The 26,866-nt window shown below is 46.8% G+C and carries 29 protein-coding genes, 1 tRNA gene and 1 pseudogene; 27 read left to right on the forward strand and 4 right to left on the reverse strand.

The window, feature by feature from the left end; genetic code table 11:
* From T456_RS24230 to T456_RS24255, 6 genes are all read left to right on the forward strand, one after another.
* On the forward strand, positions 1-207 hold a 207-nt coding region (locus T456_RS24230), incomplete at its 5' end, for a hypothetical protein (RefSeq protein ID WP_197026839.1).
* Positions 137-322 carry an exonuclease domain-containing protein gene (locus tag T456_RS24235; RefSeq protein WP_155837987.1) on the forward strand — a complete coding sequence of 62 codons (186 nt, stop codon included), beginning with the start codon at positions 137-139 and terminating at the stop codon, positions 320-322. The genes T456_RS24230 and T456_RS24235, both read left to right, overlap by 71 nt.
* A gap of 1,129 nt (positions 323-1,451) precedes the next feature.
* Positions 1,452-1,622, forward strand: coding sequence for a hypothetical protein (locus T456_RS24240; RefSeq protein WP_442855969.1), 171 nt, complete (start codon positions 1,452-1,454; stop codon positions 1,620-1,622).
* Positions 1,623-1,692: 70 nt separating this feature from the next.
* The gene (locus T456_RS24245) at positions 1,693-2,013 is read left to right on the forward strand and encodes a hypothetical protein (protein WP_024864364.1); all 321 of its coding nucleotides are present in this window, start codon (positions 1,693-1,695) and stop codon (positions 2,011-2,013) included.
* A gap of 13 nt (positions 2,014-2,026) precedes the next feature.
* Positions 2,027-2,146, forward strand: coding sequence for a hypothetical protein (locus tag T456_RS24250; protein ID WP_442855968.1), 120 nt, complete (start codon positions 2,027-2,029; stop codon positions 2,144-2,146).
* Positions 2,143-3,273: a helix-hairpin-helix domain-containing protein gene (locus tag T456_RS24255; protein ID WP_330369662.1), complete on the forward strand. Its 1,131-nt coding sequence runs from the start codon at positions 2,143-2,145 to the stop codon at positions 3,271-3,273. Before T456_RS24250 ends, T456_RS24255 begins: the two co-directional genes overlap by 4 nt.
* Before the next feature lie 101 nt (positions 3,274-3,374).
* On the opposite strand, the gene T456_RS22220 is transcribed toward T456_RS24255, so the two are convergent.
* The 4 genes from T456_RS22220 to T456_RS0100325 all read right to left on the reverse strand — a co-directional run bounded on the left by T456_RS22220 (position 3,375) and on the right by T456_RS0100325 (position 6,076).
* Positions 3,375-3,527: a hypothetical protein gene (locus T456_RS22220; protein WP_155837989.1), complete on the reverse strand. Its 153-nt coding sequence runs from the start codon at positions 3,525-3,527 to the stop codon at positions 3,375-3,377.
* A gap of 202 nt (positions 3,528-3,729) precedes the next feature.
* On the reverse strand, positions 3,730-4,746 hold the full coding sequence (locus T456_RS18800) for an HD-GYP domain-containing protein (protein ID WP_024864366.1): 1,017 nt from the start codon (positions 4,744-4,746) through the stop codon (positions 3,730-3,732).
* Positions 4,747-4,749: 3 nt separating this feature from the next.
* Positions 4,750-5,793, reverse strand: coding sequence for a Hint domain-containing protein (locus tag T456_RS0100320; RefSeq protein WP_024864367.1), 1,044 nt, complete (start codon positions 5,791-5,793; stop codon positions 4,750-4,752).
* A gap of 211 nt (positions 5,794-6,004) precedes the next feature.
* A tRNA-Glu gene (locus tag T456_RS0100325) sits at positions 6,005-6,076 on the reverse strand.
* Positions 6,077-6,217: 141 nt separating this feature from the next.
* Between T456_RS0100325 and T456_RS0100330 the strand changes: the two genes are divergently transcribed.
* The 21 genes and pseudogenes from T456_RS0100330 (at position 6,218) to dxs (ending at position 26,860) form a co-directional block, all read left to right on the forward strand.
* Positions 6,218-6,577, forward strand: coding sequence for a hypothetical protein (locus tag T456_RS0100330; protein ID WP_024864368.1), 360 nt, complete (start codon positions 6,218-6,220; stop codon positions 6,575-6,577).
* Entirely contained in the window at positions 6,570-6,914 is a 345-nt protein-coding gene (locus T456_RS0100335) for a multidrug ABC transporter (protein WP_035800906.1), read from the forward strand. Before T456_RS0100330 ends, T456_RS0100335 begins: the two co-directional genes overlap by 8 nt.
* 135 nt (positions 6,915-7,049) lie before the next feature.
* The gene (rimP, locus tag T456_RS0100340; RefSeq protein WP_024864370.1) at positions 7,050-7,511 is read left to right on the forward strand and encodes a ribosome maturation factor RimP; all 462 of its coding nucleotides are present in this window, start codon (positions 7,050-7,052) and stop codon (positions 7,509-7,511) included.
* A 23-nt stretch (positions 7,512-7,534) separates the two neighbouring features.
* The gene (gene nusA, locus T456_RS0100345; RefSeq protein WP_024864371.1) at positions 7,535-8,698 is read left to right on the forward strand and encodes a transcription termination factor NusA; all 1,164 of its coding nucleotides are present in this window, start codon (positions 7,535-7,537) and stop codon (positions 8,696-8,698) included.
* Positions 8,699-8,720: 22 nt separating this feature from the next.
* Positions 8,721-8,978 carry an RNase P modulator RnpM gene (gene rnpM, locus T456_RS0100350; RefSeq protein ID WP_024864372.1) on the forward strand — a complete coding sequence of 86 codons (258 nt, stop codon included), beginning with the start codon at positions 8,721-8,723 and terminating at the stop codon, positions 8,976-8,978.
* Between the two features lie 4 nt (positions 8,979-8,982).
* Complete coding sequence (locus T456_RS0100355) at positions 8,983-9,324, forward strand: L7Ae/L30e/S12e/Gadd45 family ribosomal protein (RefSeq protein ID WP_155838145.1); 342 nt, start codon at positions 8,983-8,985, stop codon at positions 9,322-9,324.
* Positions 9,311-12,272, forward strand: a pseudogene (infB, locus tag T456_RS18805) (translation initiation factor IF-2). The gene T456_RS0100355 and the pseudogene infB overlap by 14 nt, the downstream one beginning before the upstream one ends.
* 42 nt (positions 12,273-12,314) lie before the next feature.
* Entirely contained in the window at positions 12,315-12,737 is a 423-nt protein-coding gene (gene rbfA, locus T456_RS0100365) for a 30S ribosome-binding factor RbfA (RefSeq protein WP_024864374.1), read from the forward strand.
* Entirely contained in the window at positions 12,734-13,681 is a 948-nt protein-coding gene (locus tag T456_RS0100370; protein WP_024864375.1) for a DHH family phosphoesterase, read from the forward strand. Before rbfA ends, T456_RS0100370 begins: the two co-directional genes overlap by 4 nt.
* Before the next feature lie 30 nt (positions 13,682-13,711).
* Positions 13,712-14,674, forward strand: a complete 963-nt coding sequence (gene truB / locus T456_RS0100375) for a tRNA pseudouridine(55) synthase TruB (RefSeq protein WP_024864376.1) — start codon at positions 13,712-13,714, stop codon at positions 14,672-14,674.
* Between the two features lie 17 nt (positions 14,675-14,691).
* The gene (locus T456_RS18810) at positions 14,692-15,600 is read left to right on the forward strand and encodes a bifunctional riboflavin kinase/FAD synthetase (protein ID WP_035800908.1); all 909 of its coding nucleotides are present in this window, start codon (positions 14,692-14,694) and stop codon (positions 15,598-15,600) included.
* A 198-nt stretch (positions 15,601-15,798) separates the two neighbouring features.
* Positions 15,799-16,065 carry a 30S ribosomal protein S15 gene (gene rpsO, locus T456_RS0100385; protein WP_024864377.1) on the forward strand — a complete coding sequence of 89 codons (267 nt, stop codon included), beginning with the start codon at positions 15,799-15,801 and terminating at the stop codon, positions 16,063-16,065.
* Between the two features lie 222 nt (positions 16,066-16,287).
* A complete protein-coding gene (locus T456_RS0100395; RefSeq protein ID WP_024864378.1) occupies positions 16,288-18,375 on the forward strand; it encodes a polyribonucleotide nucleotidyltransferase in 2,088 nt (695 codons plus the stop codon).
* 278 nt (positions 18,376-18,653) lie between these two features.
* Entirely contained in the window at positions 18,654-20,258 is a 1,605-nt protein-coding gene (locus T456_RS0100400; RefSeq protein ID WP_024864379.1) for a peptide chain release factor 3, read from the forward strand.
* A gap of 41 nt (positions 20,259-20,299) precedes the next feature.
* Positions 20,300-21,712 carry a transglutaminase domain-containing protein gene (locus T456_RS0100405; protein ID WP_197026841.1) on the forward strand — a complete coding sequence of 471 codons (1,413 nt, stop codon included), beginning with the start codon at positions 20,300-20,302 and terminating at the stop codon, positions 21,710-21,712.
* Between the two features lie 107 nt (positions 21,713-21,819).
* Entirely contained in the window at positions 21,820-22,173 is a 354-nt protein-coding gene (locus T456_RS0100410) for an Asp23/Gls24 family envelope stress response protein (protein ID WP_024864381.1), read from the forward strand.
* 18 nt (positions 22,174-22,191) lie between these two features.
* On the forward strand, positions 22,192-22,593 hold the full coding sequence (gene nusB, locus T456_RS0100415) for a transcription antitermination factor NusB (RefSeq protein ID WP_024864382.1): 402 nt from the start codon (positions 22,192-22,194) through the stop codon (positions 22,591-22,593).
* Complete coding sequence (gene xseA, locus T456_RS0100420; RefSeq protein ID WP_024864383.1) at positions 22,583-23,809, forward strand: exodeoxyribonuclease VII large subunit; 1,227 nt, start codon at positions 22,583-22,585, stop codon at positions 23,807-23,809. The genes nusB and xseA overlap by 11 nt, the downstream gene beginning before the upstream one ends.
* A gap of 1 nt (position 23,810) precedes the next feature.
* Positions 23,811-24,047, forward strand: a complete 237-nt coding sequence (xseB, locus tag T456_RS0100425; protein ID WP_024864384.1) for an exodeoxyribonuclease VII small subunit — start codon at positions 23,811-23,813, stop codon at positions 24,045-24,047.
* Complete coding sequence (locus T456_RS0100430) at positions 24,048-24,992, forward strand: polyprenyl synthetase family protein (RefSeq protein WP_024864385.1); 945 nt, start codon at positions 24,048-24,050, stop codon at positions 24,990-24,992. It begins immediately after the preceding gene.
* A 17-nt stretch (positions 24,993-25,009) separates the two neighbouring features.
* On the forward strand, positions 25,010-26,860 hold the full coding sequence (gene dxs, locus T456_RS0100435) for a 1-deoxy-D-xylulose-5-phosphate synthase (protein ID WP_024864386.1): 1,851 nt from the start codon (positions 25,010-25,012) through the stop codon (positions 26,858-26,860).
* Positions 26,861-26,866: the final 6 nt, after the last annotated feature.

Raw genomic sequence — 26,866 nt, forward strand, 5'->3', positions numbered from 1 at the left:
GAGAACAAGCGCCGCAAGGAGGCCGGAGAGCCGCCCATCGAGAGACAGGATTTCTTCAAGATCATTCAGGGTGTAGAGGCCTATGTTGTGGATGACCTCAAGGAGATTGTAACCAACAATAAGGGTCAGAGTCTTGATGACACCACCTTTGTTGTTTTCGATAATCGAGACTACGGGATTTTCTCCCATCAAAAACAGGATCATTGAGATCGGTGCGGTGAAGATCAAAAACGGCGAGATAATCGACAGATTCTCGGAGTTCATCAATTCCTCAGGTACCTATTCCCTACAGGATCGAGAAACTCACCAGCATTACCGATGAAAATGGTAATGGATGCACCTACCAGGGAAGTGATCGTCCCTAAGTTCGTTGAGTTCTTGCAAAGACGCGGTACTGGTGGGACACAATGTCTCTTTTGACATAAGCTTTATAAAAACCAGAACTGTACAGACCTTGGTATAGATGTGGATTACACCACTGTAGATACCATGTGGCTGTCGAGATATTTCTACCCTACAAGAGCCAAACACACTCTTGATGCGGTAGCCAAAGATCATGAACATTGTGCTGGAGCATCACCACAGAGCCGTGGATGATGCGGAATGTACGGCCCTTATTTTCAATAAATTTATTCCCATGCTGAAAGAGCCAGGAGCAAGCTAACCTTACGGATGTCAACATCCTTGGTAAGCCAACGCCGGATATGGTAAAGCACTTAAGGCCCAAGCATTGTATTATCCTTGCTAAGAATACTCTGGGAAGGGTTAATCTCTATACCCTTGTCAGCAAGTCACACCTTGATTACTTTAACGGACGATTCCCTCTTATTCCCAAGAGCTTGCTGATGGAGTACAGGGAGGGCTCATCATAGGAAGTGCCTGCTGTGCAGGCGAGCTTTACGGCGCCATTGTTGAGGGCAGGCCCCCCGAGGAAATAGCAAATATTGTGAGCTTTTACGATTATCTTGAAGTTCAGCCTCTTGGCAAATACCGCTTCATGATAACCAGTGAGGATATTGAAGATATCAACAGCGATGAGGATAATTCAGGGAGATAAATTAAAGAGATCATAAGGGACTGGGCGAGGAGTTCAATAAAGCCGGTTTGTTGCAAACCTGCGACGTGCACTTTCCTTAATCCCGAGGATGAGATCTACAGGGACCATCATCCAGGCAGGTAAGGGTTATTGGACGACGGAGGAGCCGGCCGCCCCTTTACCTTCGTACCACCGATGGAGATGATGGCAGAGTTTGATTATTCTCTCCATGGAACAAGGCAAAAGAGGGATAGTTATCGACAATCCCAAGAAAAGATCAATGGGATATGTGCGAGGAGTATTTCTCCCGTTCGTCCCGACAAATGCGCTCCGTCATCGAGAACAGTGATGAGATCCTTACCAAGATCTGTTATGACAGGGGCTCACGAGATCTACCGGCGAGGAGCTTCCCGAGATCGTTAAGGAGAGGCTTGAGAGAGAGCTGAACTCCATTATAAAGGAAACGGTTTCGCGGTTATGTACATTATTGCCCAGAAGCTGGTTTGGAAAGTCCAATGAGGACGGATATCTGGTTGGATCAAGAGGATCGGTAGGATCTCCTTTGTGGCATTCACTTCCGGTATAACGGAGGTTAACTCCCTTAGCCCGCACTATGTCTGCCCCAAGTGCAAGTACAAGCGATTTCGATTCCGAGGATGTTCTTAAGTTACGGCGGCAATTCCGGCTGTGACATGCCGGATAAGAAATGTCCCAAGTGCGGAACCTATATGTACAAGGACGGATTTGATATTCCTTTCGAGACCTTCCTTGGATTCAAGGGAGACAAAGGAGGCCTGATATCGACCTTAACTTCTCGGGAGAGTATCAGTCCAAAGCTCACAAATATACCGAGGTTATCTTTGGCTACGGCCCAGACCTTCAGAGCGGGAACCATTGCGTCCCTGGCGGATAAGACAGCTTACGGTTTCGTCAAGAAATACTACGACGGACTTGGAATAGTAAAAAAGAAAAAGTGAGATCAACAGGATAGTGCAGGGCTGTACCGGCATCAGAAGAGGAACCGGCCAGCACCCGGGAGGAATCATAGTTCTTCCTGTGGGAGAGGACATCAACTCCTTCTGTCCGTGCAGCATCCGGCCAATGATATGACAACGGCCACCATCACCACACATTACGATTACCATTCCATCGACCACAACCTGTTAAAGCTTGATATTCTGGGACACGATGATCCCACAATGATAAGGTTCCTTCAGGATTGTACCGGACTTGATCCCAAGACGGTGCCGCTGGATGACAAGAACGTGATGAGTCTTTTCATGAATACGAAGTCTCTGAACATAGAGCCTGAACAGATCGGAGGAACAAAGCTTGGATGCCTTGGTCTTCCAGAGTTTGGTACGGACTTTGCCATGCAGATGGTTATCGATGCCAAGCCTTCGTCCCTGTCCCACCTTATAAGGATCTCGGGACTGTCCCATGGAACGGACGTATGGCTGGGCAATGCCCAGACCCTGATCCAGGAGGGCACAGCTACCATCGACACCTGTATCTGCTGTCGAGACGATATTATGATCTACCTTATCCAGAAGGGAATGGACAAGTCCCTTTCCTTCAAGACCATGGAGTCTGTTCGTAAGGGTAAGGGCCTTACTCCCGAGATGGAGGAGGCCATGGTGGCGGCAGGTGTTCCCGACTGGTACATCTGGTCCTGCAAGAAGATCAAGTATATGTTCCCCAAGGCCCATGCTGCGGCTTACGTAATGATGGCCTGGAGAATCGCATACTTTAAGGTTTATGTTCCTCAGGCATTCTATGCCGCATGGTTCAGTATAAGAGCCAAGGCCTTCAACTATGAGCACATGTGCCAGGGTGAAGCCCATCTCAGAAGGATCATGAAGGATTACAATTCAAGGAAAGACGAGCTTACCAATGCCCAGCAGGCCGAGTACGGCGATATGAGACTGGTGGAGGAGATGTATGAGAGAGGCATAGATTTCATGCCCATCGACATTTTCAAGGCCAAGTCAAGGGAGTTCCAGGTGATCGGAGATAAGATCATGCCTTCCCTTACCAGTATCGACGGCATGGGTGAGAAGGCTGCCGACCAGATCGTGGAAGCTGCCAAGGACGGTCCTTTCCTTTCAAAGGATGACTTCCGTCAGAGGACCAAGTGTCCCCAGACCGTTATCGACAAGATGTCTGATATGGGACTTCTTGGAGATATACCGGATTCCAATCAGATCAGTATCTTTGACCTGATGAAACAGGCCTGATGAATCTGCGGAATTTCGGAATGCGAAGATAAGACAATAAAAATAAGGCTGTGGCTTTAAGCGTAGATGACGCTTAGAGCTACAGCCTTTTTCTTACACTCTTAACGGTTGCCGAGTAACTTTTTCATTTCCTGTGCTTCTCTTTGAACCTCTCTTTTCAGAAGAGAAACATTCCTGCGATGCAGTGCCTGCGCATGAAGTCTGTCCCTCATCAGATTTACCTCATACTGCGCGATACCTTTCAATTCACCCATATTTGTTACCTCCTGTAAGTGTTTTATTGGAACACCCCCTCAAGATTCACAAGTTAATTGTATATACAAATTGTGTTCAGTCTGGGTTTAAATTCTGAAATATTTATGAAATATTTCATATATGAACATATATTTAACAATTGTGAAATAAACTTAACGGGCATGGAAAACCCGGAACACTCAGGAGTGATCCGGGTCAGTGTCAGTTCAGTATTTTCAGGATTGTTACATTCAGTTTCTTCATCATATCGATGATGACACCTGAGGTGAGCTTAATCTTGGGCCTTGACAGGTACTTCTCATTATTTTCGATGACGGTACCCTGCTGACCCGTGGACAGAAGAACATCACAGCCGATAGGATAGGGCGCCAGGTATTTAATGAAGGTGTTGACTACGTCAATGTCAAACATGGACCCGCTGTTCGCCATCAGGTATTCTATGGCATCTGAGGGATTCGAGGCATCTTTGTAGGCTCTTTTGGCTGTGAGAGCGTCATAAACGTCAGCTACGTGAATGATCCTTGCAAATAAATGGATGGCCTCCCCCTTAAGTCCTCTGGGGTATCCGGTTCCATTCCAGTTTTCATGATGTGAGTATACTGCATTTTTTACAACGGCGTGTATTTCTTCAGTTCCCTGGGATCTTCCGTCACGCAGTCTCTTAAGTCCGTACTCAGGATGTTTTTTCATTTCCTCGTATTCTTCCGAGGTTAGTTTAGCGGGCTTATTTACGATTTCCAGAGGAACGTCGCATTTTCCTATGTCGTGAAGAAGAGCCGCCTGGGAAAGCTTTTCAAGTTCTTCGTTCCTGAGCCCCATACCTATTCCGATAATGACGGACAGTACGTCAACATTTACGCTGTGTACATAGGTGTAGCTGTCATAGGAACTTAAGGACATCTGCTCAATGATCAGGGATTTTGAGCTTCTGATCTCGTTTACGATGTCGTTTGCCAGGAATATACAGGCGTTTATATCAAGCCTTTTCAGTTTGTTGATGGCCTTCATCCTTGTTTCGTCGGATACGATCTGTCTGGCTTTTGCCACATCATCTTTTTCAAAGATATAGACACCGTCAAACTGAAGTTTGCTGATCCTGTTTATAAAATACTCCGTCAACTGAGTATTGGCTTTAAGAAGTATCTTCTCGTTGTTGTCATACAGATTACTGGAGATGACCATCCCAGGCTGGAGGTCTTTGCTGCTGACATATCTCATATATCACACCTCCTTTGCAAGCCCGGTGGTGCAATTGTGGGATATTACTCCGTTGGCGATAAAGTTCCTTGAGGAAGTGATGATCTCAAACATATCTTCACATTTGGCCTCTTCAACGGATATTACCTTGAGAGTGTCAGGATGATTGTATATGATCTCAAAGTTTTCTATATTGCTCGTGGTGACCGGCTGAAAGACATTGTAGAATCTAAGAAGCTCTGAGGGCCCGCCCACGAGAGAAGCGGTCATTTCCTGACTGTCAAATACATACTCAAAGTCGTACATTTGAAGACCCTGTTTCATCAGATTGAGGAAATCCCGCTTGCAGCGGCGGACTCTTTTGACCATGGGATTTTCTGAGCCTTCCGCATCATAGGCTCCTCCAACGAAGCCTCTTAGGAAATCTTCTTTATCCCTGTTTTTGGAGAAACGCTCGGAGAAAGTTACCAGCTGAACATATGGAATGCTGAGCTTTGCTGTAACGTAATATTCATTGGTGTCGTTATCATGGGCAAAACAGTAGTCCAAAGTAGCATCTGCACCCAGGTACAGAAGATAATTGTACAGCCGGGCGGTAACTCCGGCTTCCTGTAATACTAAGGACGCAGTTTCGCCGCCTTTAAAGCGGGTCATGTTTTTGCAGTTGATCTGGGAACCGATAAAATAGCCCTGCATATAGAGCCTGGACTCTTTGTAGGAATCCTTCAGGTTTCCTGAAATGCCGGACATTTTGACATCTTTTTCCAAAAAGAACTTACCGTGGCCCAGGGTGTCATCATCAAAAGAAAACATCCAGCCCATTTTTGTAAGCCACTGATGAGTGGGACTGCATATAAGAGTTCGTCCATCGTTTAAGGTGATCTTAACGGCATTGCTCCTGCGCTTGTTAATGATGAGGACCTCGCTTTTGACATACTGGTATTTGTCCCCATTATAGCGTACACCATAAACAGTATCGCCTTTTTTGACATCCTTGATCTTCTTGACTGTATTGTTGTACATGAGGATGTTCATGTTTCCGTCAACAGAATCGAAGTTTTTGCCCATGGATACTCCTTTACAAGAAAAACGATGATACGTGAGCAGATATATTTAATTTTCTCATACTAAAATTTAATAGTCAAAAAAATGAAAATGAAAAATATGTTACATTTTTATAGGGGAAGCCGGGTTTTGCCGCGGGCTGAGAAAACAAAAAAATAACCCGGAACACTGATGTGTTCCGGGTTTCGGGTTGGGCTATTCATTTAATAGCTAGTACCTCGTAGCGGAATCGAACCGCTGATTCTGCCGTGAGAGGGCAGCGTCTTAACCGCTTGACCAACGAGGCATTTAAGTCGTCCGCATCGCGGCGACTTGTTTATATTATTACAAATCAAAACAAAATGCAAGCCCTAAATTTAAATTTTTTCAAAAAAATTTTTTATGCTATAATAAAGCCTGTATTTTACCGGGAAAGGGACTGTTTTAAATGAAAAAGAAAATTGCTTTGGGAGATTTACTTCTCCTGGAACTTTCGGTTGTCGTATATTCACTTTCGACAGTAGCAGGTAATATGGCGGGACAGAATGAATTCCTCTCGGGGAAGTACATCCTGTTCTTTGGACTTGAGTTTGTAATCCTTGCGGTTTATGCGGTACTGTGGCAGCAGGTGATCAAGAGATTTGAGCTGTCCATCGCTTATTGCAACAAGTCTGTGACCTTATTGTGGTCGATGCTGTGGAACTTCCTGATCTTCAGCCAGGGCATTACACCGGGGAAGGTTGCCGGTGTACTTCTTGTCATGGCCGGAGTTGTAGTAATGAATCTGGGAGGTGGCAGCAATGATTAATGTATTCTTTATTATTATGATCTTTGCGGAGCTTCTTGCCTCCACATCTCAGATACTTTTAAAGAAGAGTGCCCAGAAAGAGTATCCTTCATTTATAAGGGAATACCTCAATATTCTTGTTATAGGTGGCTATGGCCTTCTGGTTTTATCCATGGTTCTTTCCATTTTCTGTTACGGCGGCCTTGGATACATGGGGGTTGTTGTAATGGAGCCCATGGCCTACATCATGGTCATGATCCTCTCGAGAATCGTATTTAAAGAGAAGATCACCCCAAGAAAGATCATCGGTGTCGTGCTCATATTGGCCGGGATCGTAGTATTTTACACTCTGGGATAAGTTTAAGACTTGACTAATGGGCATAACTGTGGTATTTTAGCAGAGGATATAAGGTAACTGTTGAGAGTGGGCTTGCAAAGAGCCCACTTTCTTTATGCCATGAAAAGGCATAAAGAAAATGAACGAGGTTATTCTATGAAGAAAAATGAAATTGAAAAAAGGACCGAGGATATCCTGATCCCTATCGCGCAGGCCAACGGCGTTTCCATCTATGATGTGGAATATGTCAAGGAAGCGGGGGAGTGGTACCTGAGAGCTTACATTGATAAGCCTGAGGGCGTGGACATCAATGATTGCGTCAATGTTAATCATGCCTTGTCGGATGCCCTTGATGAAGATGATTTTATTGAGGAAGCCTACACTTTGGAGGTTTCAAGTCCCGGACTTGGCCGCCAGCTCAAGAAGGACAGGCACCTTCAGAATTCTCTTGGGAAGGATGTGGAGCTCAAGCTTTACAAGCCAAGGGACGGTGTTAAAGAGTTCGCCGGTACACTGAAGAGTTTTACCGATTCGGAAGTTACCGTAACTATAAATGACAAAGACGAAACTTTTATAAGAAAAGAGATATCAGTTATTAAGCTTGCTCTGGATTTTTAATCCGGACGGAAATGGAGATTACGATGAGTAAAGAATTAATGGATGCCCTTGAGCTTTTAGAGAAGGAGAAGAACATCAGCAAGGATTCTCTGTTTGATGCGATCGAGAACTCTCTGATCACAGCCTGCAAGAATAACTTTGGCAAGACTGACAACATCAGAGTTGAGATTGACAGAGACAACTGTGACTTCAAGTGCTATGCCGACAAGGAAGTTGTTGAGACAGCCGATGACGTTATGGATCCCATGCTTGAGATCTCTCTGGATGATGCCAAGAAGATCAGCAAGAAGGCAAAGGTTGGCGATATGGTAAGCGTATCCCTTAACTCCAAGGAGTTTGGACGCATTGCCACACAGAATGCCAAGAACGTTATTCTTCAGAAGATCCGCGAGGAAGAGCGCGGCGCCATCTATAATGAGTACTTTGAGAAGGAGCACGACATTGTAACAGGTGTTGTTCAGAGATTTATCGGTAAGAACATCAGCATCAACCTTGGCCGTGCAGATGCCATCCTCAATGAGAACGAGCAGGTTAAGACAGAAGTTTACAGACCTACACAGCGTCTTAGAGTATATGTACTTGAAGTTAAGAACGGTTCAAAGGGACCCAGGATCCTTGTTTCCCGTACACATCCCGACCTTGTTAAGAAGCTCTTCGAGCAGGAGGTTGCTGAGATTCAGGACGGAACAGTAGAGATCAAGAGCATCGCAAGAGAGGCAGGAAGCCGTACCAAGATCGCGGTTTATTCCAACAACCCCAACGTTGATGCCGTAGGTGCCTGCGTAGGTGTAAACGGAAACAGAGTAAACCTCATCGTTGATGAGCTCAGCGGCGAGAAGATCGATGTCATCAACTGGGATGAGAACCCCGGTAACCTGATCCAGAATGCTCTTTCACCTGCCAAGATCGTAGCAGTATTTGCCGATCCCGAGGAGAAGAGTGCAAAGGTTGTTGTTCCTGATTACCAGCTCTCACTTGCTATCGGTAAGGAAGGTCAGAACGCAAGACTTGCTGCCAGACTTACAGGATACAAGATCGATATCAAGAGCGAGACTCAGGCTAAGGATGCTCCCGGATTCCGTATTGAGGACTATATGGATGACGAGGATGATGAAGAGTACGAGGGATATGAAGAATACGATACCGAGGCTTCTGAGGATGCAGCCGATGAGGGCTCAGAAGAGTAATCCCAGGTAGATCGGAGTATCTATGCAAAAGAAAATTCCAACCAGAAAATGTGTCGGATGCGGAGAGATGAAAGAGAAGAAGGAACTCATCAGGATCATCAAAACTCCTGAGGGAGAGATCCTCGTGGACACCACCGGCAAGGCCAACGGCAGAGGGGCATACATCTGCAGCAATGCAGAGTGCTTCAGAAAAGCTGTCAGGAACAAGGGCCTTGAGAGATCCCTTAAATCTTCAATTCCCGCCGATGTGCTTGAGCGTATTGAAAAGGAGCTTGGCTGATATATTGGATTCAAATAAAGTTTATTCGCTTCTTGGCCTTTGTATGAGGGCAGGGAAGCTAAAGAGCGGAGAGTTTGCCACCATGGAAGCTATCCGCAAGGGAACTGCCAAACTGGTGATAGTAAGCAGTGATGCTTCGGATAACACCACCAAGCAGTTCAGTGATAAATGTAAGTTTTACAAAGTCCCAATAGTTTTCTTTGGTGATAAGGAAAGCCTGGGACACGCAATAGGTAAGGATGTTCGAACAAGTCTGGCAATAACAGACACAGGGCTGTCTGAGTCACTTCGGAAGAACTTACTGATAGAAGAAGAGGACGGAGGAAATGTGAATGGCAAAAATTAAAATATCCGAACTTGCTTTTGAGCTTGGATGCGAGTCAAAAGAGCTGATAGCTTTTTTGCAGGAGAATGGGATAGAGGCAAAACGCTCCAACAGTTCTATCGAAGAGACAGACGCTGAAGTGGCCAAGAAGCACTTTGGTAAGACTTCAGGAAAAGAAGATAAGCCTGCCAAGTCTGATAATGCTGACAAGAAGGCAGAGCCTGCCAAAGAGGAGAAGAAAGCTCCCGAGGTAAAAGAGGCTCCTGCTGCAAAAGAGAGCGCTGCTCCCCGAAAGGAAGAGGCAGCAAAGCCTTCTTTGGACAGACCTGCTGATGCAAAGGCTCCCGTAAAGAAGCCTGTTGACGGCGGCGAGCCCATCAAGAAAAAGAAGAAGATCATTGTTGTCAGCAATATGAACAACTCTAACATGAGAAGCAACAACCAGGGCGGTAATAACGGTGGCTTCGGCGGTCAGAGAAGAGACAACAGGGATAACAGAAACGGCGGACAGGGTCAGAGAAAGACATTTGCCCAGTCGCAGAATGTTTATCATCCCATCAAGCCTCTTACAGCACCTTCACAGCTTGACAGCTACAATACACCTGTGAACAAGTCTGTAACACCCAAGCCTGCACCCAGGAAAGAGCAGGAGCAGCCTGCAGCAGCTCAGGTACAGACCAAGGCACCTGTTGTTGAGACACCTGTTTCAGCACCCGCTCCCCAGCATACTCAGACAGAGAACAGACCTGTAAGAGAGAACAGGGACAACAGAGATAATAGAGATAACAGAGATAACAGAGATAACAGAGACAACAGGGGTAACAGAGACAGCAGAGACAATAGAGATAACAGAGGACCCCGCCAGGGCGGAAATAACAATCGTCCCGGTGACAGACCCGGATTCCAGGGCGGAAGAGGCGACAGACCCGGTCAGGGCGGTCAGGGAGGCAACAGATTCCCCGGCAAGAACGACGGAAGATTTGGCGGCAAGTTTGACAAGAATGCCGGTCCTGCTCGCGGAGGCTTTGATGCACCTGCAGAGAAGAGCGGCCCCGGTCACAGAGATGAGGACAGACGTCGTCAGGGTCAGGAGAAGGATAAGAGAAACAAGAAGGACCTTGCTTACGAGCAGGAAGAGATGATGCCAAGAAGCAAGAGAGTCGGCAGATTCATCAAGCCTGAGGTTAAGAAGGTGGAGGAGCCTGAGGAGCAGATCAAGGTAATCTCCATTCCCGAGAAGGTTTCCATCAAGGAACTGGCTGAAAAGATGAAGATGCAGCCTTCAGTTATCATCAAGAAGCTCTTTATGGCAGGACAGATCTCTACCGTTAACACAGAGCTTACTTATGAAGAGGCTGAGAATATTGCCATTGAGTACGACATCATCTGTGAGAAGGAAGTTCCCGTTGATATCATCGAAGAGCTTCTTAAAGAGGATGAGGATGCACCCGAGACTCTTCAGAAGAGACCTCCCGTTGTCTGCGTAATGGGTCACGTTGACCATGGTAAGACATCACTGCTTGACGCTATCAGAAAGACCAGCGTTACAGACAGAGAGGCAGGCGGTATCACACAGAGAATCGGTGCCTATACAGTATCTATCAACGATCAGAAGATCACCTTCCTTGATACACCCGGTCATGAGGCCTTCACAGCTATGCGTATGCGTGGCGCAAATTCCACAGATATCGCAGTTCTTGTGGTAGCTGCCGATGACGGTGTAATGCCTCAGACCATCGAGGCTATCAACCATGCAAAGGCTGCAGAGGTTGAGATGATCGTTGCAGTTAACAAGATTGATAAGCCCAATGCCAACATCGACAGGGTTAAGCAGGAAATGACAGAATATGGCCTTATCTCTACAGATTGGGGCGGAACAACAGAGTTCGTTCCCGTATCTGCCAAGACAGGTGAGGGTATAGATACTCTCCTTGAGACCATTATTCTTACATCAGATATCCTGGAACTTAAGGCTAATCCCAACAGAGAGGCCAGAGGTCTGGTACTTGAGGCAAGACTTGATAAGGGCCGTGGTCCTGTTGCCAACGTACTTGTTCAGAAGGGTACACTTCATGTAGGTGACTTCATTTCTGCAGGTGCAAGCTCAGGTAAGGTTAGGGCAATGGTTGACGATAAGGGCAACAAGCTCAAGGAAGCTAAGCCTTCACAGCCTGTTGAGATCCTTGGACTTTCCGATGTTCCCAATGCCGGTGAGGTATTCCTTGGACACGAGACAGATAAAGAAGCCAAGCAGTATGCAAACACATATCTGCAGCAGCACAAGAAGGATCTTATTGAAGAGACCAAGGCTAAGATGTCCCTTGATGATCTGTATTCCAAGATTGAGGAAGGCAGACTTCAGGAACTCAACATCATCATCAAGGCCGATGTTCAGGGTAGCGTAGAAGCTCTTAAGTCCAGTCTCTTAAAGCTTTCAAATGATGAAGTAGTAGTTAAGATCATCCACGGCGGCGTAGGTGCCATCAATGAGTCTGACGTAACACTGGCAGCAGCATCAAATGCCATCATCATCGGATTTGACGTTCGTCCCGATGCTATGGCCAAGAGCATGGCTGACCACGAGGGTGTTGAGATCAAGCTCTACAAGGTTATCTACCAGGCTATCGAGGAGATCGAGTATGCCATGAAGGGTATGCTTGCTCCCGTATATGAGGAAAGAGTTACAGGACACGCTGAGGTTCGTCAGATCTTCAAGGCGTCCAAGGTTGGTAACATCGCCGGTGCCTTTGTTAAGGACGGTATCATCAAGAAGGATTGCAAGGTTCGTATCACAAGAGACGGCGAGCAGATCTTCGAAGGTGATCTTGCTTCCCTCAAGAGATTCAAGGATGATGTTAAGGAAGTTAAGGAAGGCTACGAGTGTGGTCTTGTATTTGACGGATTTTGATTCCATCAATGAAGGCGACATGGTAGAAGCCTATGAGATGGTTGAGGTTCCCAGAACCTGATAAGAAAATCTCAGTCGCTTCCTTGTTCCGTAAGGAGAATAAATGAGAAAAAACAGTAACAAAAACAGAAGAATTAATGGCGAAGTTCAGAAGGTCATCTCTGAGGCGATCCGCTACAGCAAGGATCCAAGGATCAGTCCCTTTACGTCTGTTATGGACGTAGAGGTTGCCCCTGACCTTAAGACCTGCAAGGTCTGGGTTTCCGTAATGGGCAATGACGAGGACAGAGAGCGCACCGCAGAGGGCCTTAAGAGCGCAGCCGGATATATTCGCAGTACTCTTGCCAAGGAGCTCAACATGAGATACACACCCGAGCTCAGATTTATCATGGATGATTCCATTGAGTATGCGATCAATATGTCCAAGAAGATAGACGAAGTAACAGCCAAAGACAACGAGGCAAGACTTGCAAGAGGCGAGGAACTGTCAGAGGAGTCTGACGACACAGATCCGGAGGAAGAATGAAGATAGATAATTTCCTTGGCAGTGTAAAGACTATCGGTATATCCGGGCACATCAGGCCGGATGGCGACTGTATCGGTTCCTGCATGGGCATGTATCTTTATCTTGCAAAGAACTATCCCGAAATCAGGGTTGATGTGTTCCTGGAGAAGATTCCGCCCGAGTTCCTGTTTATTAAGGATATAGACAAGGTCAGGTCAGATTTTTCAAGCGATATTGATAGCTATGATCTGTTTATCGTATGTGACTGCGGTAAGGACCGGACCGGAGACGCCGAAAAGTTTTTTGACTCTGCAAAAAAGACAGTGAATATAGATCACCATGTGAGCAACCCCGGAACCGGGGATGAGCTTTACATCGTGCCTTCAGCAAGCTCTGCCTGCGAGCTGGTCTACGATGTGATCGACCATGACAAGATGGACGTGGAGATTGCCAAGACTCTTTACACGGGTATTGTCACCGACACAGGTGTGTTCAAATACAACAACACCTCACCAAAGACCATGCAGGCGGTTTCCGAACTGATTTCCTACGGCTTTGATTTCGGAAGCCTTATAGATCATGTTTTTTATGAAAAGACCTATCTCCAGAACCAGATCCTCGGAAGAGCCCTCCTTGAAAGCATCCGTATCATGGATGGCAGATGCATCTTTTCATCCATATCAAAAGAGACCATGGAGTTTTACGGCGCGGACAGCAATGACCTTGACGGTATAGTCAATCAGCTTCTTTTAACCATAGGAGTTGACTGTGCAATATTCATGTATGAGATTGCACCTCTTGAGTACAAGGTCAGCCTTAGAAGCAACGGAGCAGTAAACGTGGCTGAGGTTGCGCAGATGTTCGGCGGCGGCGGCCATGTTCGTGCGGCCGGCTGTAATGTCAACGGTACCGTGCATGATGTGATCAATAATCTTACTATGTATATTCATAAGCAGCTTTCCTAAAGGAGCTGCTTATATTTTTAGAGGACACTGATGCCAAACAACTACAACGGACTTATAAATATATATAAGGAGCCCGGATTTACTTCCAACGATGTGGTGGCCAAAATGCGAGGCATCCTGCATCAGAAGAAGATAGGCCACACCGGGACTCTTGACCCGGATGCGGTAGGGGTTCTTGTGGTATGCTTGGGCACCGGTACCAAGCTGGTGGAGATGCTCACAGACCATGACAAAGAATATATTGCCGTGGTAAAGCTTGGAGTGGTAACGGATACTCAGGATATGTCGGGGCAGGTGCTGGAAACAGCTGATGTCAACGTGACAAGGGAAGAGCTCAGGGAAGCCGCCAAGGCTTTTGTGGGTGACTACGATCAGATCCCGCCCATGTATTCGGCCATCAAGCAGAACGGCAAGAAGCTCTATGAACTTGCAAGAGCAGGAATTGAAGTAGAGCGTAAGCCCCGAAAGATCCATATTGATGCAATAACCATCCTTGATGATTCCTTGCTGGAGTCGGAACATCTTTTTACCATGGAGGTGAAATGCTCCAAGGGAACATATATCAGGACCCTTTGCCATGACATCGGGGCAAGGCTTGGATGCGGAGCTGCCATGCAGCATCTTACAAGGACCAGAGTAGGCGCCTTTTCCCTGGACAGTGCCATTACTTTATCACAGCTTGAGTCTATGAGGGATGAGGGAACCCTTGACAGTGTCATCAAATCTCCTGAGTATATTTTCAGGGATCTTGATGCCATACATGTGAAGGACTCTGCCAGAAAGCTTCTTGAAAACGGCAACAGCTTCAGGAAGGACAACGTCCTCAATGAAGACCCGTCAGGGGTCAATGACACCGAGTACGAAGAGGAGATGTTTAAGGAGGGAAATTCCTTCAGGGTATATTCCGAGGATGAAACCTTTTTTGGCATCTACACCTACAGTGAAAGAACAAGACTCTTTAACGTGGACAGGTTCTTTTACGAGAACAACTGAGTCAGGACAGCTATTTAATGCAGATAATATCAGGAACAACAGAATTTCATATTGAGGAAAAGACTGCGGTGGCCATCGGCAAGTTTGACGGCATTCATCTTGGCCACAGAAAGCTTCTTAACTATATCCTTGAGCAGAAGAAGGATGACCTTAAGGCTGTGGTTTTCACCTTTGATCCTTCTCCCGAGGAGTTCTTTGCCGGTCAAAGTATCAGCCAGCTCTTTACCCGTGAGGAGAAGAGAAACGCCTTCGAGAAGCTGGGGATTGATGTGCTTATTGAATTCCCCTTAACAGAGGTTACGGCAGCCACAGAGCCTGAGGATTTTGTAAGAAGGATACTTGTTCATCAGCTGAACGCTGACTATATCGCTGCGGGAACTGATGTATCTTTTGGCAACAAAGGAAGAGGCGACAGGCATCTTCTCAGAAGTATGGCAAAAGAGATGGGTTATGAACTGGAACTCATCGACAAGGTCAGGCTTGACGGCGAGGAGATTTCCTCCACCAGAGTAAGGAACGAGATCTCTGACGGCAACATGCCCATGGCAAAGAGGCTTCTTGGCGCCGGGTACAGTGTGAGCGGTATCGTGGAGCACGGAAGGCACATTGGGCACACCATCGGAGTTCCCACGGTGAACATTCTTCCTCCGGACAACAAGCTTCTTCCGCCTTACGGAGTGTACAGCAGCAACGTGTCCTTTGACGGAGCTGTATACAGAGGTATGACCAATATCGGCAGAAAGCCCACCATTTCCGACAAAGAGCGGGTGGGAGTCGAGACCTACATCTATGACTTTGATGCGGATGTTTACGGCAAATACATGGAAATCGAACTTCTTGAGTTCCTAAGGCCGGAGATGAAGTTCGACAGCATTGATGCTCTTAAGAAGCAGATAGAGAGCGATCTGGAAAGAGCAGCAAAATGATTTTGGAAAGCAATCTCATGGAACGTGGAAAGAGATGTTCCTCTTTACATATACATGGGTTTGTGATAATATTAGTTGGTTGCTGTCACAAGTGACAGTAGCAGAAACAGAAACGACCTTTACTAACGGTCATGGACACTCCAACCGGACCTTGGTAACAGGCGCATTTCAGGATTAAAGATCTATAAGGAGAAAAAAATGATCACAAAAGAGAAGAAAACAGAAGTTATCAACAAGTTTGCCAGAAAGGCCGGCGACACAGGTTCACCTGAGGTTCAGGTAGCAATCCTTACCGAGAGAATCCAGGAGCTCAATGCTCACCTTCAGAAGAACCCTAAGGATCACCACTCAAGAAGAGGTCTTCTTAAGATGGTAGGTCAGAGACGTAGCCTTCTTGGTTACCTCAAGAAGAAGGACATCGAGGCTTATCGTAAGCTCATCGCTGACCTTGGTCTTAGAAAGTAATTTCTGCGAATGCAAAGGCGGGATATGGCTGGCCCATTGCGGTCAGCTTGTTCCGTCTTTCTGTGTTTAATGAGAAAACAGCGTTTTTATGCGCTTTTCTAAATAGGAGAAAACATGTTTAACCTGCACACGCACCTGAAGCACATGGATCACATTACAGGATCCCAAGCTTTTTACAGCATGTGGATGATGGACCGCGGATGAGCAGGAGAAGGAGACAAAATGGTAAAAACTTATTCAATGGAACTGGCCGGACGTACACTCAAGATTGAGATCGGCAAGGTAGGAAAACAGGCAAACGGCTGCGCATTCATGCAGTATGGAGACACAACCGTACTTTGCACAGCTACAGCTTCAGCTAAGCCCAGAGACGGAATTGATTTCTTCCCGCTTTCAGTTGAGTACAGCGAGAAGTTCTATGCAGCAGGCAAATTCCCCGGCGGATACAACAAGAGAGAGGGTAAGCCTTCAGAGAATGCTATCCTCACAAGCCGTGTTATCGATCGTCCTATGAGACCTCTTTTCCCTAAGGATTATCGTAACGATGTAACAATCGAGACCATGGTTATGGCAGTAGATCCCCAGTGCAGACCTGAGCTTGTAGCTATGCTCGGTGCATCTGTATCTGTATCTATTTCAGATATCCCCTTCGATGGCCCCTGTGCTATGACACAGATCGGTATGATCGACGGAGAGCTTATTGTTAACCCCACCCAGGAGCAGTGGAATGCAGGTGACCTCAAGCTTACAGTTGCATCTGTAGGTCAGAAGGTTATCATGATCGAGGCCGGTGCCAACGAGATTCCTGAGGAGAAGATGAAGGAAGCCATCTACAAGGCACACGAAGTAAACCTTCAGCTCATCGAGTTCTTCAAGGGTATCGTTGCTGAGGTTGGAAAGCCCAAGCACGAGTACACAAGCTGCGCAGTTCCCGAGGAACTCTTTGCTGCAATCAAGGAAGTTGTTCCCCCCGAGGAGATGGAGACAGCTGTATTCACAGACGACAAGCAGACAAGAGAAGGCAATATTGCCGAGATTACAGACAGACTTACAGAGAAGTTTGCAGATAACGAGGAGTGGCTTGCTATTCTTGGCGAGGCCATTTACCAGTACGAGAAGAAGACCGTTCGTAAGATGATCCTCAAGGATCACAAGAGACCCGATGGTCGTCAGATCAAGGAGATCAGACCTCTTTCAGCTGAGATCGATCTTATCCCCAGAGTACACGGAAGTGCTATGTTCACTCGTGGACAGACACAGATCTGTGACGTTGTAACTCTTGCACCTCTTTCAGAGGCTCAGAAGGTTGAAGGCCTTGATGCTTTTGCTTCTGACAAGAGATATGTTCACCAGTACAACTTCCCTGCTTACTCAGTAGGTGAGACAAAGGTTTCAAGAGGACCCGGACGTAGAGAGATCGGACACGGAGCTCTTGCAGAGAGAGCACTCCTTCCCGTTCTTCCCAGCGTTGAGGAGTTCCCTTATGCAATCCGTGCCGTATCCGAGACCTTCGAGTCAAACGGATCAACATCCATGGCTTCAACCTGCGCATCCTGCATGTCACTTATGGCTGCCGGTGTTCCCATCAAGAAGATGGTTGCAGGTATTTCATGCGGTCTTGTAACCGGTGATACAGATGATGATTTCGTAGTACTTACAGATATCCAGGGTCTTGAGGACTTCTTCGGAGATATGGACTTCAAGGTAACAGGAACCAAAGACGGTATCACAGCTATCCAGATGGATATCAAGATCCACGGTCTTACAAAAGAGATCGTTGAGACAGCTATCGCACAGTGCCGTGAGGCTAGATTCTACATCATGGACGAGTGCATGAGCAAGGCAATCGCCGAGCCTCGTAAGGAAGTATCCAAGTATGCTCCCAAGATCGTATCTATTCAGATCGATCCCGAGAAGATCGGTGATGTTGTTGGTCAGAGAGGAAAGACCATCAACGAGATCATTGCAAGAACCGGTGTTAAGATTGATATCACAGATGACGGTAAGGTTTCAGTTTGCGGCGAGGATCAGGAGATGATCACAAAGGCCGTTGACATGGTTAAGACCATCGTTACTGATTTTGAGAAAGGCCAGATCTTCACAGGTAAGGTTGTAAGCATCAAGGAGTTCGGTGCATTCGTTGAGTTTGCTCCCGGCAAGGAGGGAATGGTACACATCAGCAAGATCTCCAAGGAGAGAATCGACCACGTTGAGGATGTACTTACTCTTGGCGATACTGTTAAGGTTGTATGCCTTGGCAAGGACAAGATGGGCAGAATCAGCTTCTCCATCAAGGACTGCGCTCAGTAATTTACGCTGTTGATTAAATACGGGCTGTGGAATAATATGTTTACCTTCTTGGGACGCTCTCGCTCCTTTCGCCTGGCAGCGGTACTAAGCACCTGAACTACAGGTGCTTAGTACCGGCCGTCTCAAAGGCCCTGCGAGAGGCAAACATATTTATTCGCAGCCCTTGTTTTTGATAAAAATTGAAATACACAGAGGACACAACACAATGGTAAACAGGAAGCATTAAGTTCTGAATTGCAATAGGAAACAGTATGCGATTCAGAAAGGATTAGATAGAAATGGGAAATACAAAAGAAACAATAGCAGAAATTAATAAGAGACGTACCTTTGCCATCATCTCTCACCCGGATGCAGGTAAGACTACCCTTACAGAGAAATTTCTTTTGTACGGAGGTGCCATCAACATGGCCGGATCCGTAAAGGGCAAGGCAACTGCAAGACATGCGGTTTCAGACTGGATGGAGATTGAGAAGCAGAGAGGTATCTCGGTTACATCCTCTGTTCTGCAGTTCAACTTTGAGGGATGCTGCATCAACATTCTGGATACTCCCGGACACCAGGATTTCTCAGAGGATACCTACAGAACACTTATGGCTGCGGATTCAGCGGTCATGGTAATCGATGCAAGTAAGGGTGTTGAGGCCCAGACCAGAAAACTGTTCAAAGTCTGCGCCATGAGTCATATCCCGATCTTCACCTTTATCAACAAGCTGGACAGGGATGCAATGGACACCTTTGATCTTCTTGATGATATCGAGAACAACCTTGGCATTGCTACTTGTCCCATGAACTGGCCCATAGGTTCAGGTAAGAATTTCAAGGGAATCTATGACAGAAGAGAAGGACATATCGTTACTTTCTCCGAGACCCAGAAGGGTACCAAGGAGGGAAAAGAGACATTTATTAACCTGGACGATAAGGCAGCAATTGATGCTCAGATCGGACAGGATGCATTTGATAAACTCACAGGAGAGATTGAGCTTCTTGACGGAGCCGGTGCAGAGTACGATCTTGAGAAGGTAAGGGCAGGTGAACTTACACCTGTATTCTTTGGCTCAGCCCTTCAGAACTTCGGTGTTGAGCTGTTCCTTCACCACTTCCTTAAGATGGCTACACCTCCCACAGGAAGAACTTCTTCCGACGGAACAAAGATAGATCCTCTTGAGAGCGATTTTACAGCCTTCGTATTTAAGATCCAGGCAAACATGAACAAGGCCCACAGAGACAGGGTTGCCTTCATGCGAATATGTTCCGGAAGATATGATGCCGACAAGGAAGTTAAGCATGTTCAGAGCGGCAAGGTAATGCGTCTTTCACAGCCTCAGCAGCTTATGGCTGATGAGCGTAAGATCTTAAGCGAGGCCTATGCCGGAGATATCATGGGCGTTTTTGATCCCGGAATCTTCTCCATAGGAGACACAGTCTGCATGCCCAAGGACAACGTGGTTTACGAAGGTATCCCTACTTTCGCTCCCGAGCATTTCGCAAGAGTACGACAGGTTGATACCATGAAGCGTAAGCAGTTTGTTAAGGGTATCACTCAGATTGCCCAGGAAGGTGCAATTCAGATCTTCCAGGAGTACAACACAGGCCTTGAAGAAATCATTGTAGGCGTAGTTGGTGTCTTGCAGTTTGACGTTCTTAAGTTTAGACTTGAAAGTGAGTATAATGTAGATATAATCCTTGAGAGCCTTCCCTATGAGTACATCAGATGGGTGGACAACGAAGATGTTGATATGTCTTCACTGGTGGGAACATCAGACATGAAGAAGATCAAGGATATGCACGACAGGCCACTGCTTCTTTTCATAAATGAATGGAGCGTTGGCATGACCATGGAGAGAAACAAAGGTCTGATTCTTTCGGAGTTTAAGAAGAACTGATCTTTCAGGGGACCCTACCGGGTATGAAAAAGGATTTTTACATGGGAAAAAAGATTTGGAGAATTGTCAGCACAGGGGCTGCCAGGGTATTTATAGCGGGAATACTGGCTATTTCTTTGCCGGGATGCGGATATTCAGGAATAGATGACTATCTGGATGCTCTGGGAATATCTGTACCGGAGGATTATCCGGATAACCCCGTTTATCCCAATGAGGAATTAAGCCTGGATCCGGCCTTTATCATCACGGACGACGCTTCGGTTTCTTATAATACCACGGAACTGGAGACGGTGGAGGAAGTGACTTCGGACTATTCAGTCGAGGGCCTTTCCATCGAGACTGCTGAGGAGACCGGGGCAGACCAGGAAGACACTCAGAAGAGAGAAGATATCGGTATTACCACCGAGAGCATTGAGGCCATCAAGAAACAGCAGGAGGGGCTCTATGCTTATGAGAGGCTGACTGCTTCAGGAAAGACTCTTTATGCGGAGATCCTTAAGATCCTTGAAAACGAAGGACAGGATGTAGTGGTATCCACCACCAGTGATGAAGCTATTGAGCAGGTATTTGACTATGTACTCATGGATCATCCTGAGATCTTCTATGTTGACGGTTACAGCTACACCAACTATACCCTTGGCAATACCATAACCAAGATAACATTTACCGGAAACTATCTGTACGACCTTGACGAAGTAAAGAGCCGCCAGACCAGGATCAACGATTATGTCAACAAGTGTCTTGCGGGCGCTCCCTCTTCCGAGGATGACTATTACGCGATTAAGTATGTGTACGAGTACATCATTGACAGTACGGAATATGACCTAAATGCCCCCGACAACCAGAATATCTGCTCGGTATTCTTAAACGGGCGAAGTGTCTGCAACGGATACGCCAAGGCTGCTCAGTATATCCTGAACAAACTCGGCATTGAGTGCACACTGGTTACAGGTACTGCGGATACCAACAATTCAATAGGTGTTCGCCATGCATGGAACCTTGTGCAGTGCAACGATGCTTTTTATTACATGGATGTGACCTGGGGAGATTCATCTTTCCAGACGGCATCGGGCGAGACTGCGGACGTTTCCAAGCTTCCAAGAATCAACTATGCTTATCTGAACGTTACAAGTTCGGACATAGCTGTCAACCACAAGGTATCCAATCTCATATCAATGCCCGAGTGCAACAGCATTGCAGACAATTACTATGTCAGAGAGAATGAATATTTTACCTCGGCAGAAATGTCACTGGTTCAGGATCTTTTTAACCGCAGGTACAATGACGGAAGCGACAACGTGACCATCAAGTGTGCTTCAAGGCAGATCTATGACCAGCTGTTTGAGGAACTCATAACCGGAAGAAAGGTATTTGACTATATCCAGGGAGAAGATAAATCCCAGGTTTCCTATACCACATTTGAAGAGTACGGGACCATCATATTCTGGATTTAAAAAGTCGGATGGTCGCCAGATGACCGCAAGCCCTCGCCTGGCTTGTTGCTTTGTGGTATAATATTGTGGATGTAGTTTCAAGAGTTAGAAATTGAGGTGCTTATATTATGGGAAAAGAAGTTAAAGATGTTGGAACAGTAAAAATCGCCGATGACGTTGTGGCAAGAATTGCTGCACTGGCTGCCCTTGAGGTGGACGGAGTTTCCGCTATGGCAGGCAATTATACCAGTGACAACCTTGAGAAGGTAAGCCGTAACAACTTAAAGAAGGGCGCCAAGGTTATGCTTGGAGACAACGAAGTTAAGGTTGATCTTGCTCTTATGATGGCTTATGGATTCAATATCCCCGCAACATGCCAGCAGGCTCAGACCAGGGTTAAATCCACAATTGAGAGCATGACAGGACTTACGGTCACCGATGTTAACGTAAGGATTGCCGGTATCACAATGCCAAAGGCTTAAAGGAACAGAGAATATATGATGAACAGATCAGAACTTAGAGAGCAGATTTTCGAGCTGCTCTTTCGTGTTGAATTCAACTCAATGGAAGAAATGTCAGAGCAGGCTGAGCTTTTCACCTCTGAAGAGGACAAAGAGCTCTCTGCCCAGGATGCAGAATATATCAAGAGCAAATATGAGGCTATAGCTTCAAAGCTCCCGGAGATCGACGAGGCCATCAACAAGGAGACCACAGGCTGGGACACCGGCAGAATGGCCAAAGTTGATCTTACCATCATCAGACTTGCCATCTACGAGATCAAGTATGATGAATCGGTTCCAACAGGAGTTGCCATCAATGAGGCGGTTGAGCTGGCCAAGAAATACGGACAGGACGGCTCACCTGCATTTGTAAACGGAGTGTTAGCTAAATTTGCGCAGTGAATATACAGTCACACAGGTTAATGCATACATCAGGAACATGTTTACTCAGGACTTCCTTCTTAAGTCTCTTACAGTCAAGGGAGAAGTGAGTAATTGCAAGTACCATTCCTCAGGGCATATCTATTTTACCCTGAAGGATTCCGGAGGAGCCATTGCCTGTGTTATGTTCCGCTCTGACAGAGAGCGGGGCGGCCTTAAATTCCAGATGAAGGAAGGCCAGCAGGTTAAGATTACCGGCACCATAGACGTATATGAAAGAGACGGCAAGTATCAGCTCTATGCCAAAAAGATAGAGCAGGACGGCGAGGGCGCTCTCTTTGAAAAGTTTGAACAGCTCAAAAAGAAACTGTCCGATGCCGGGATGTTTTCAGAGTTCTACAAGCAGCCCATACCGTCTTACATAAAAACTCTCGGCGTAGTTACGGCTCCAACGGGAGCTGCGGTTCGTGACATTATCAATGTCGCCACCAGGAGAAATCCACATATTCAGATTATTCTTTATCCTGCCATCGTTCAGGGTGATCAGGCCGCTGAGAGCATTGTCAGGGGAATCGAAACCCTGGCTCACACCGAGGCTGATGTCATTATTGTGGGACGTGGCGGAGGATCTATAGAGGACTTATGGGCATTTAATGAAGAGATCGTGGCACAGGCCATCTTCGATTGCCCGGTTCCCATTATTTCAGCAGTAGGACATGAAACAGATACTACAATTGCGGACTTTGTTGCGGACAAGAGGGCGGCAACACCCTCCCAGGCAGCTGAGTTTGCTGTTTTCGAATACAACAGGTTCCTTCAGGACCTTCAGGACTATGCAGGTACTTTGAAGGCAGGTATCGACCGCAATATCGGAAGATACAAGCTGGAGGAAAAGAGATATACAGAGAGTCTGCGGCACTTAAGCCCCATGGGCAGGATAAGAGACAGACTCCTTAGGACAGATCAGTATCGGGAGCTTCTGCAGAACCTGATGGACAGAAAGGTATCCAAAGACAGGCACAGACTAGAGATATCCATCGAGAAGCTTAAAGGTCTTTCCCCTCTGGACAGGCTGAAAGCCGGATATTCCTACGTGTCCGACGATAAGGGACAGAACATCAGGAGTATCGCAGGGGTAAAGGAAGGCGACGAGCTTACTGTCTATGTCAGCGACGGACAGATCAGGGCAAGCGTCACAGGTACTTCTTCCACAGAATTTACGGACCCGGAGGACTAAAATGGCAGAGAAGAAAGCGGCTGCAAAGGCTGAAAACAATATGACAATAGAAGAGGCCTTCAAGGAGATCGAGACCAAGATCAGTTCTCTTGAGGATGAGAACATCTCACTTGAGGATTCCTTCAAAGAGTATCAGGAAGGCATGAAACTGGTGAAGTTCTGCCACGATGCTATCAGCGAAGTTGAGAAGAAAGTCCAGAAGATCTCTGATGACGGCAGTCTGGAGGACTTTGAATAAATGGGAAAAGATACATTTGAGAAGGAACTCTTGGAAAGAGCCTCTCATGCAGAAGATATCCTTAAAAGGTATATGCCCTCTGAAGAAGGCTACGCTGCAACAGTGATAGAAGCCATGAACTACAGCCTTCTTGCAGGAGGTAAGAGGCTAAGGCCCGTGATGATGCTGGAAGCTTACAGGCTCTTTGCCGGAGCGGACTGCGATGAGAACGTGGTGGCGCCCTTTGCCGCCGCAATGGAGATGGTTCACACCTATTCACTGGTCCACGACGATCTTCCCGCCATGGACAATGACGAGTACAGAAGAGGCAGGAAGACAACACATGCTGTTTACGGCGCAGGAATGGCCACACTTGCTGGAGACGGGCTTTTGAATCTGGCTTTTGAAACCGCTATTATGGGTGCTTCATCGGGAAAAGAGCTATCGGCGTACGATGGAGATACCACAAACCGCTATATTGCAGCGCTTAATGTTTTTGCAAAGAAGGCCGGAATCTGCGGCATGATAGGCGGTCAGTGCGCCGACATCATGTCAGAGAACAGCAGCGAAAGCGATACTGAGAAAATGAAGGATGTCCTTCATTACATAGACGAGAACAAGACAGGTGCTCTTATCGAGGCAAGCCTTATGGTTGGAGCGATCCTCGGAGGAGCAACAAAGACTCAGGTTGACCTTATGGAGAAGGCAGGCAGCAATGTCGGCATTGCTTTCCAGATCCAGGACGACATTCTGGACATCGTAAGCACCAGCGAGGAGCTGGGTAAGCCTGTCGGTTCCGATGAAAAGAACAACAAGATGACTTATGTAAGTCTCTATGGAATGGAGCAATCCAGGAACAGGGTAAAAGAACTCTCGATAGAAGCAGAGAATATACTTGCCGGACTTGGATTTGAGGATTCCTTCTTAAAGGGGCTGTTTGAATACCTGATCTACAGGAAAAAGTGAACGGAAGGTAAGTAAATATGCTTCTGGATCAGATAAACAATACCGGGGATATAAAAAACATACCCCAGAACCAGTATCCTGAGCTTGCTCAGGAGATCAGAGAATTTCTTATCAATAAGATTTCCGTAACCGGCGGTCATCTTGCATCAAATCTTGGTGCTGTAGAGCTGACCATGGCTTTGCATCTGGCGCTGGATCTTCCTAAAGATAAGATAATCTGGGATGTGGGTCATCAGGCATATACCCACAAACTGCTCACCGGTAGAAAAGATAAATTTGATACCTTAAGGCAATATGGCGGAATGAGCGGCTTCCCCAAAAGAAGCGAATCCGATACGGACTCTTTTGATACCGGACACAGCTCCACCTCTATATCTGCCGGCCTTGGCATGGTCAAGGCAAGGGACCTTAAGGGTGAGGATTATGCAGTGGTTTCCGTTATAGGAGACGGATCTCTTACGGGAGGTCTTGCCTATGAAGCCATGAACAATGCCTCAAAACTTGAGACAAACTTCATCATCATTCTTAATGACAACGAGATGTCCATCTCCGAAAGTGTTGGAGGAATGGGCAAATATCTCAACAATATGCGTACGGCACAGGGCTACCTTAACTTGAAGGAAGATGTCTACGCTCAGCTTAAGACCAACAACAAGGTTGTGGACAGCATCAGAAGAGCCAAGAACAGTTTCAAGCAGCTCTTTGTGCCCGGCATGGTTTTCGAGAACCTGGGCATCACTTATCTTGGGCCGGTTGACGGCCATGATACCGCAGGCCTTGTGAAAATCATCAAGGAAGCCCGCAAGGTAAAAAAGGCTGTGATGATCCATATAAAGACCACAAAGGGAAAGGGATATGAGCCTGCGGAGAGGCATCCCGCAAGGTTCCACGGCACCGAGCCCTTCCTGGTAGAGAACGGACTTCCCAGGAATCCAAGATCTACGGCTAATTACCAGGATATCTTTTCCACGGTTATGTGTAAGCTGGGAGAGAGAGACGACAAGGTTGTAGCCATCACCGCTGCCATGGCGGACGGTACCGGACTTAAGAGGTTCAGGAACATTTATCCCGACAGATTTGTGGATGCTGGAATAGCGGAGGAGCACGCCGTGACCTATGCGGCAGGCCTGGCACTTGGAGGCTTTAAGCCTGTCTTTGCGGTTTATTCCTCATTCCTTCAAAGGGCTTACGATCAGATCCTGGAGGATGTGTGTCTGCAGAATCTTCCGGTTATTTTTGCTGTTGACAGAGCAGGACTTGTGGGAAGCGACGGCGAGACCCATCAGGGAATCTTTGATCTGTCATACCTTTCTTCAATGCCGGGAATGCATGTACTGGCTCCCAAGAACAAGTGGGAACTTTCCGATATGATGAAATTCGCGGTGAATCTAGGTGCTCCCATAGCAATAAGGTATCCCAGAGGCAACGCCTATGACGGACTTGAAGAGTTCAGAGCCCCCATAGAGATGGGTAAGTGCGAGCCAATCTATGAGGAGAAGGATATCTGCCTTCTGGCTGTTGGCTCAATGGTCAGGATCGCCGAGGATGTCCGCAGGATTTTGAAAGATAGAGGCTTACATGTAAGTCTGGTCAACGCCAGATTTGTTAAGCCCATAGATACTGATTATCTAAGTACCGCAGCAGGCAGTCACAAGCTCTTTGTAACCATGGAGGAGAATGTGGCAACGGGTGGCTACGGCGAGAAAGTCAGGGAATACGTTCAGGACAACAGGCTTGATGTCAACATTCTTTCCATCGCAATCCCGGATCAGTTTGTGACCCACGGAAGCGTGGACAAGCTCAGAAAAGAGCTGGGAATTGATGCGGAGTCTGTGGCTGAGCGGATACTTAAGGAAATACAAAGGTAAATATAT

This window comes from Butyrivibrio sp. FCS014 (assembly GCF_000526935.1).
Lineage (GTDB): Bacteria > Bacillota > Clostridia > Lachnospirales > Lachnospiraceae > Butyrivibrio.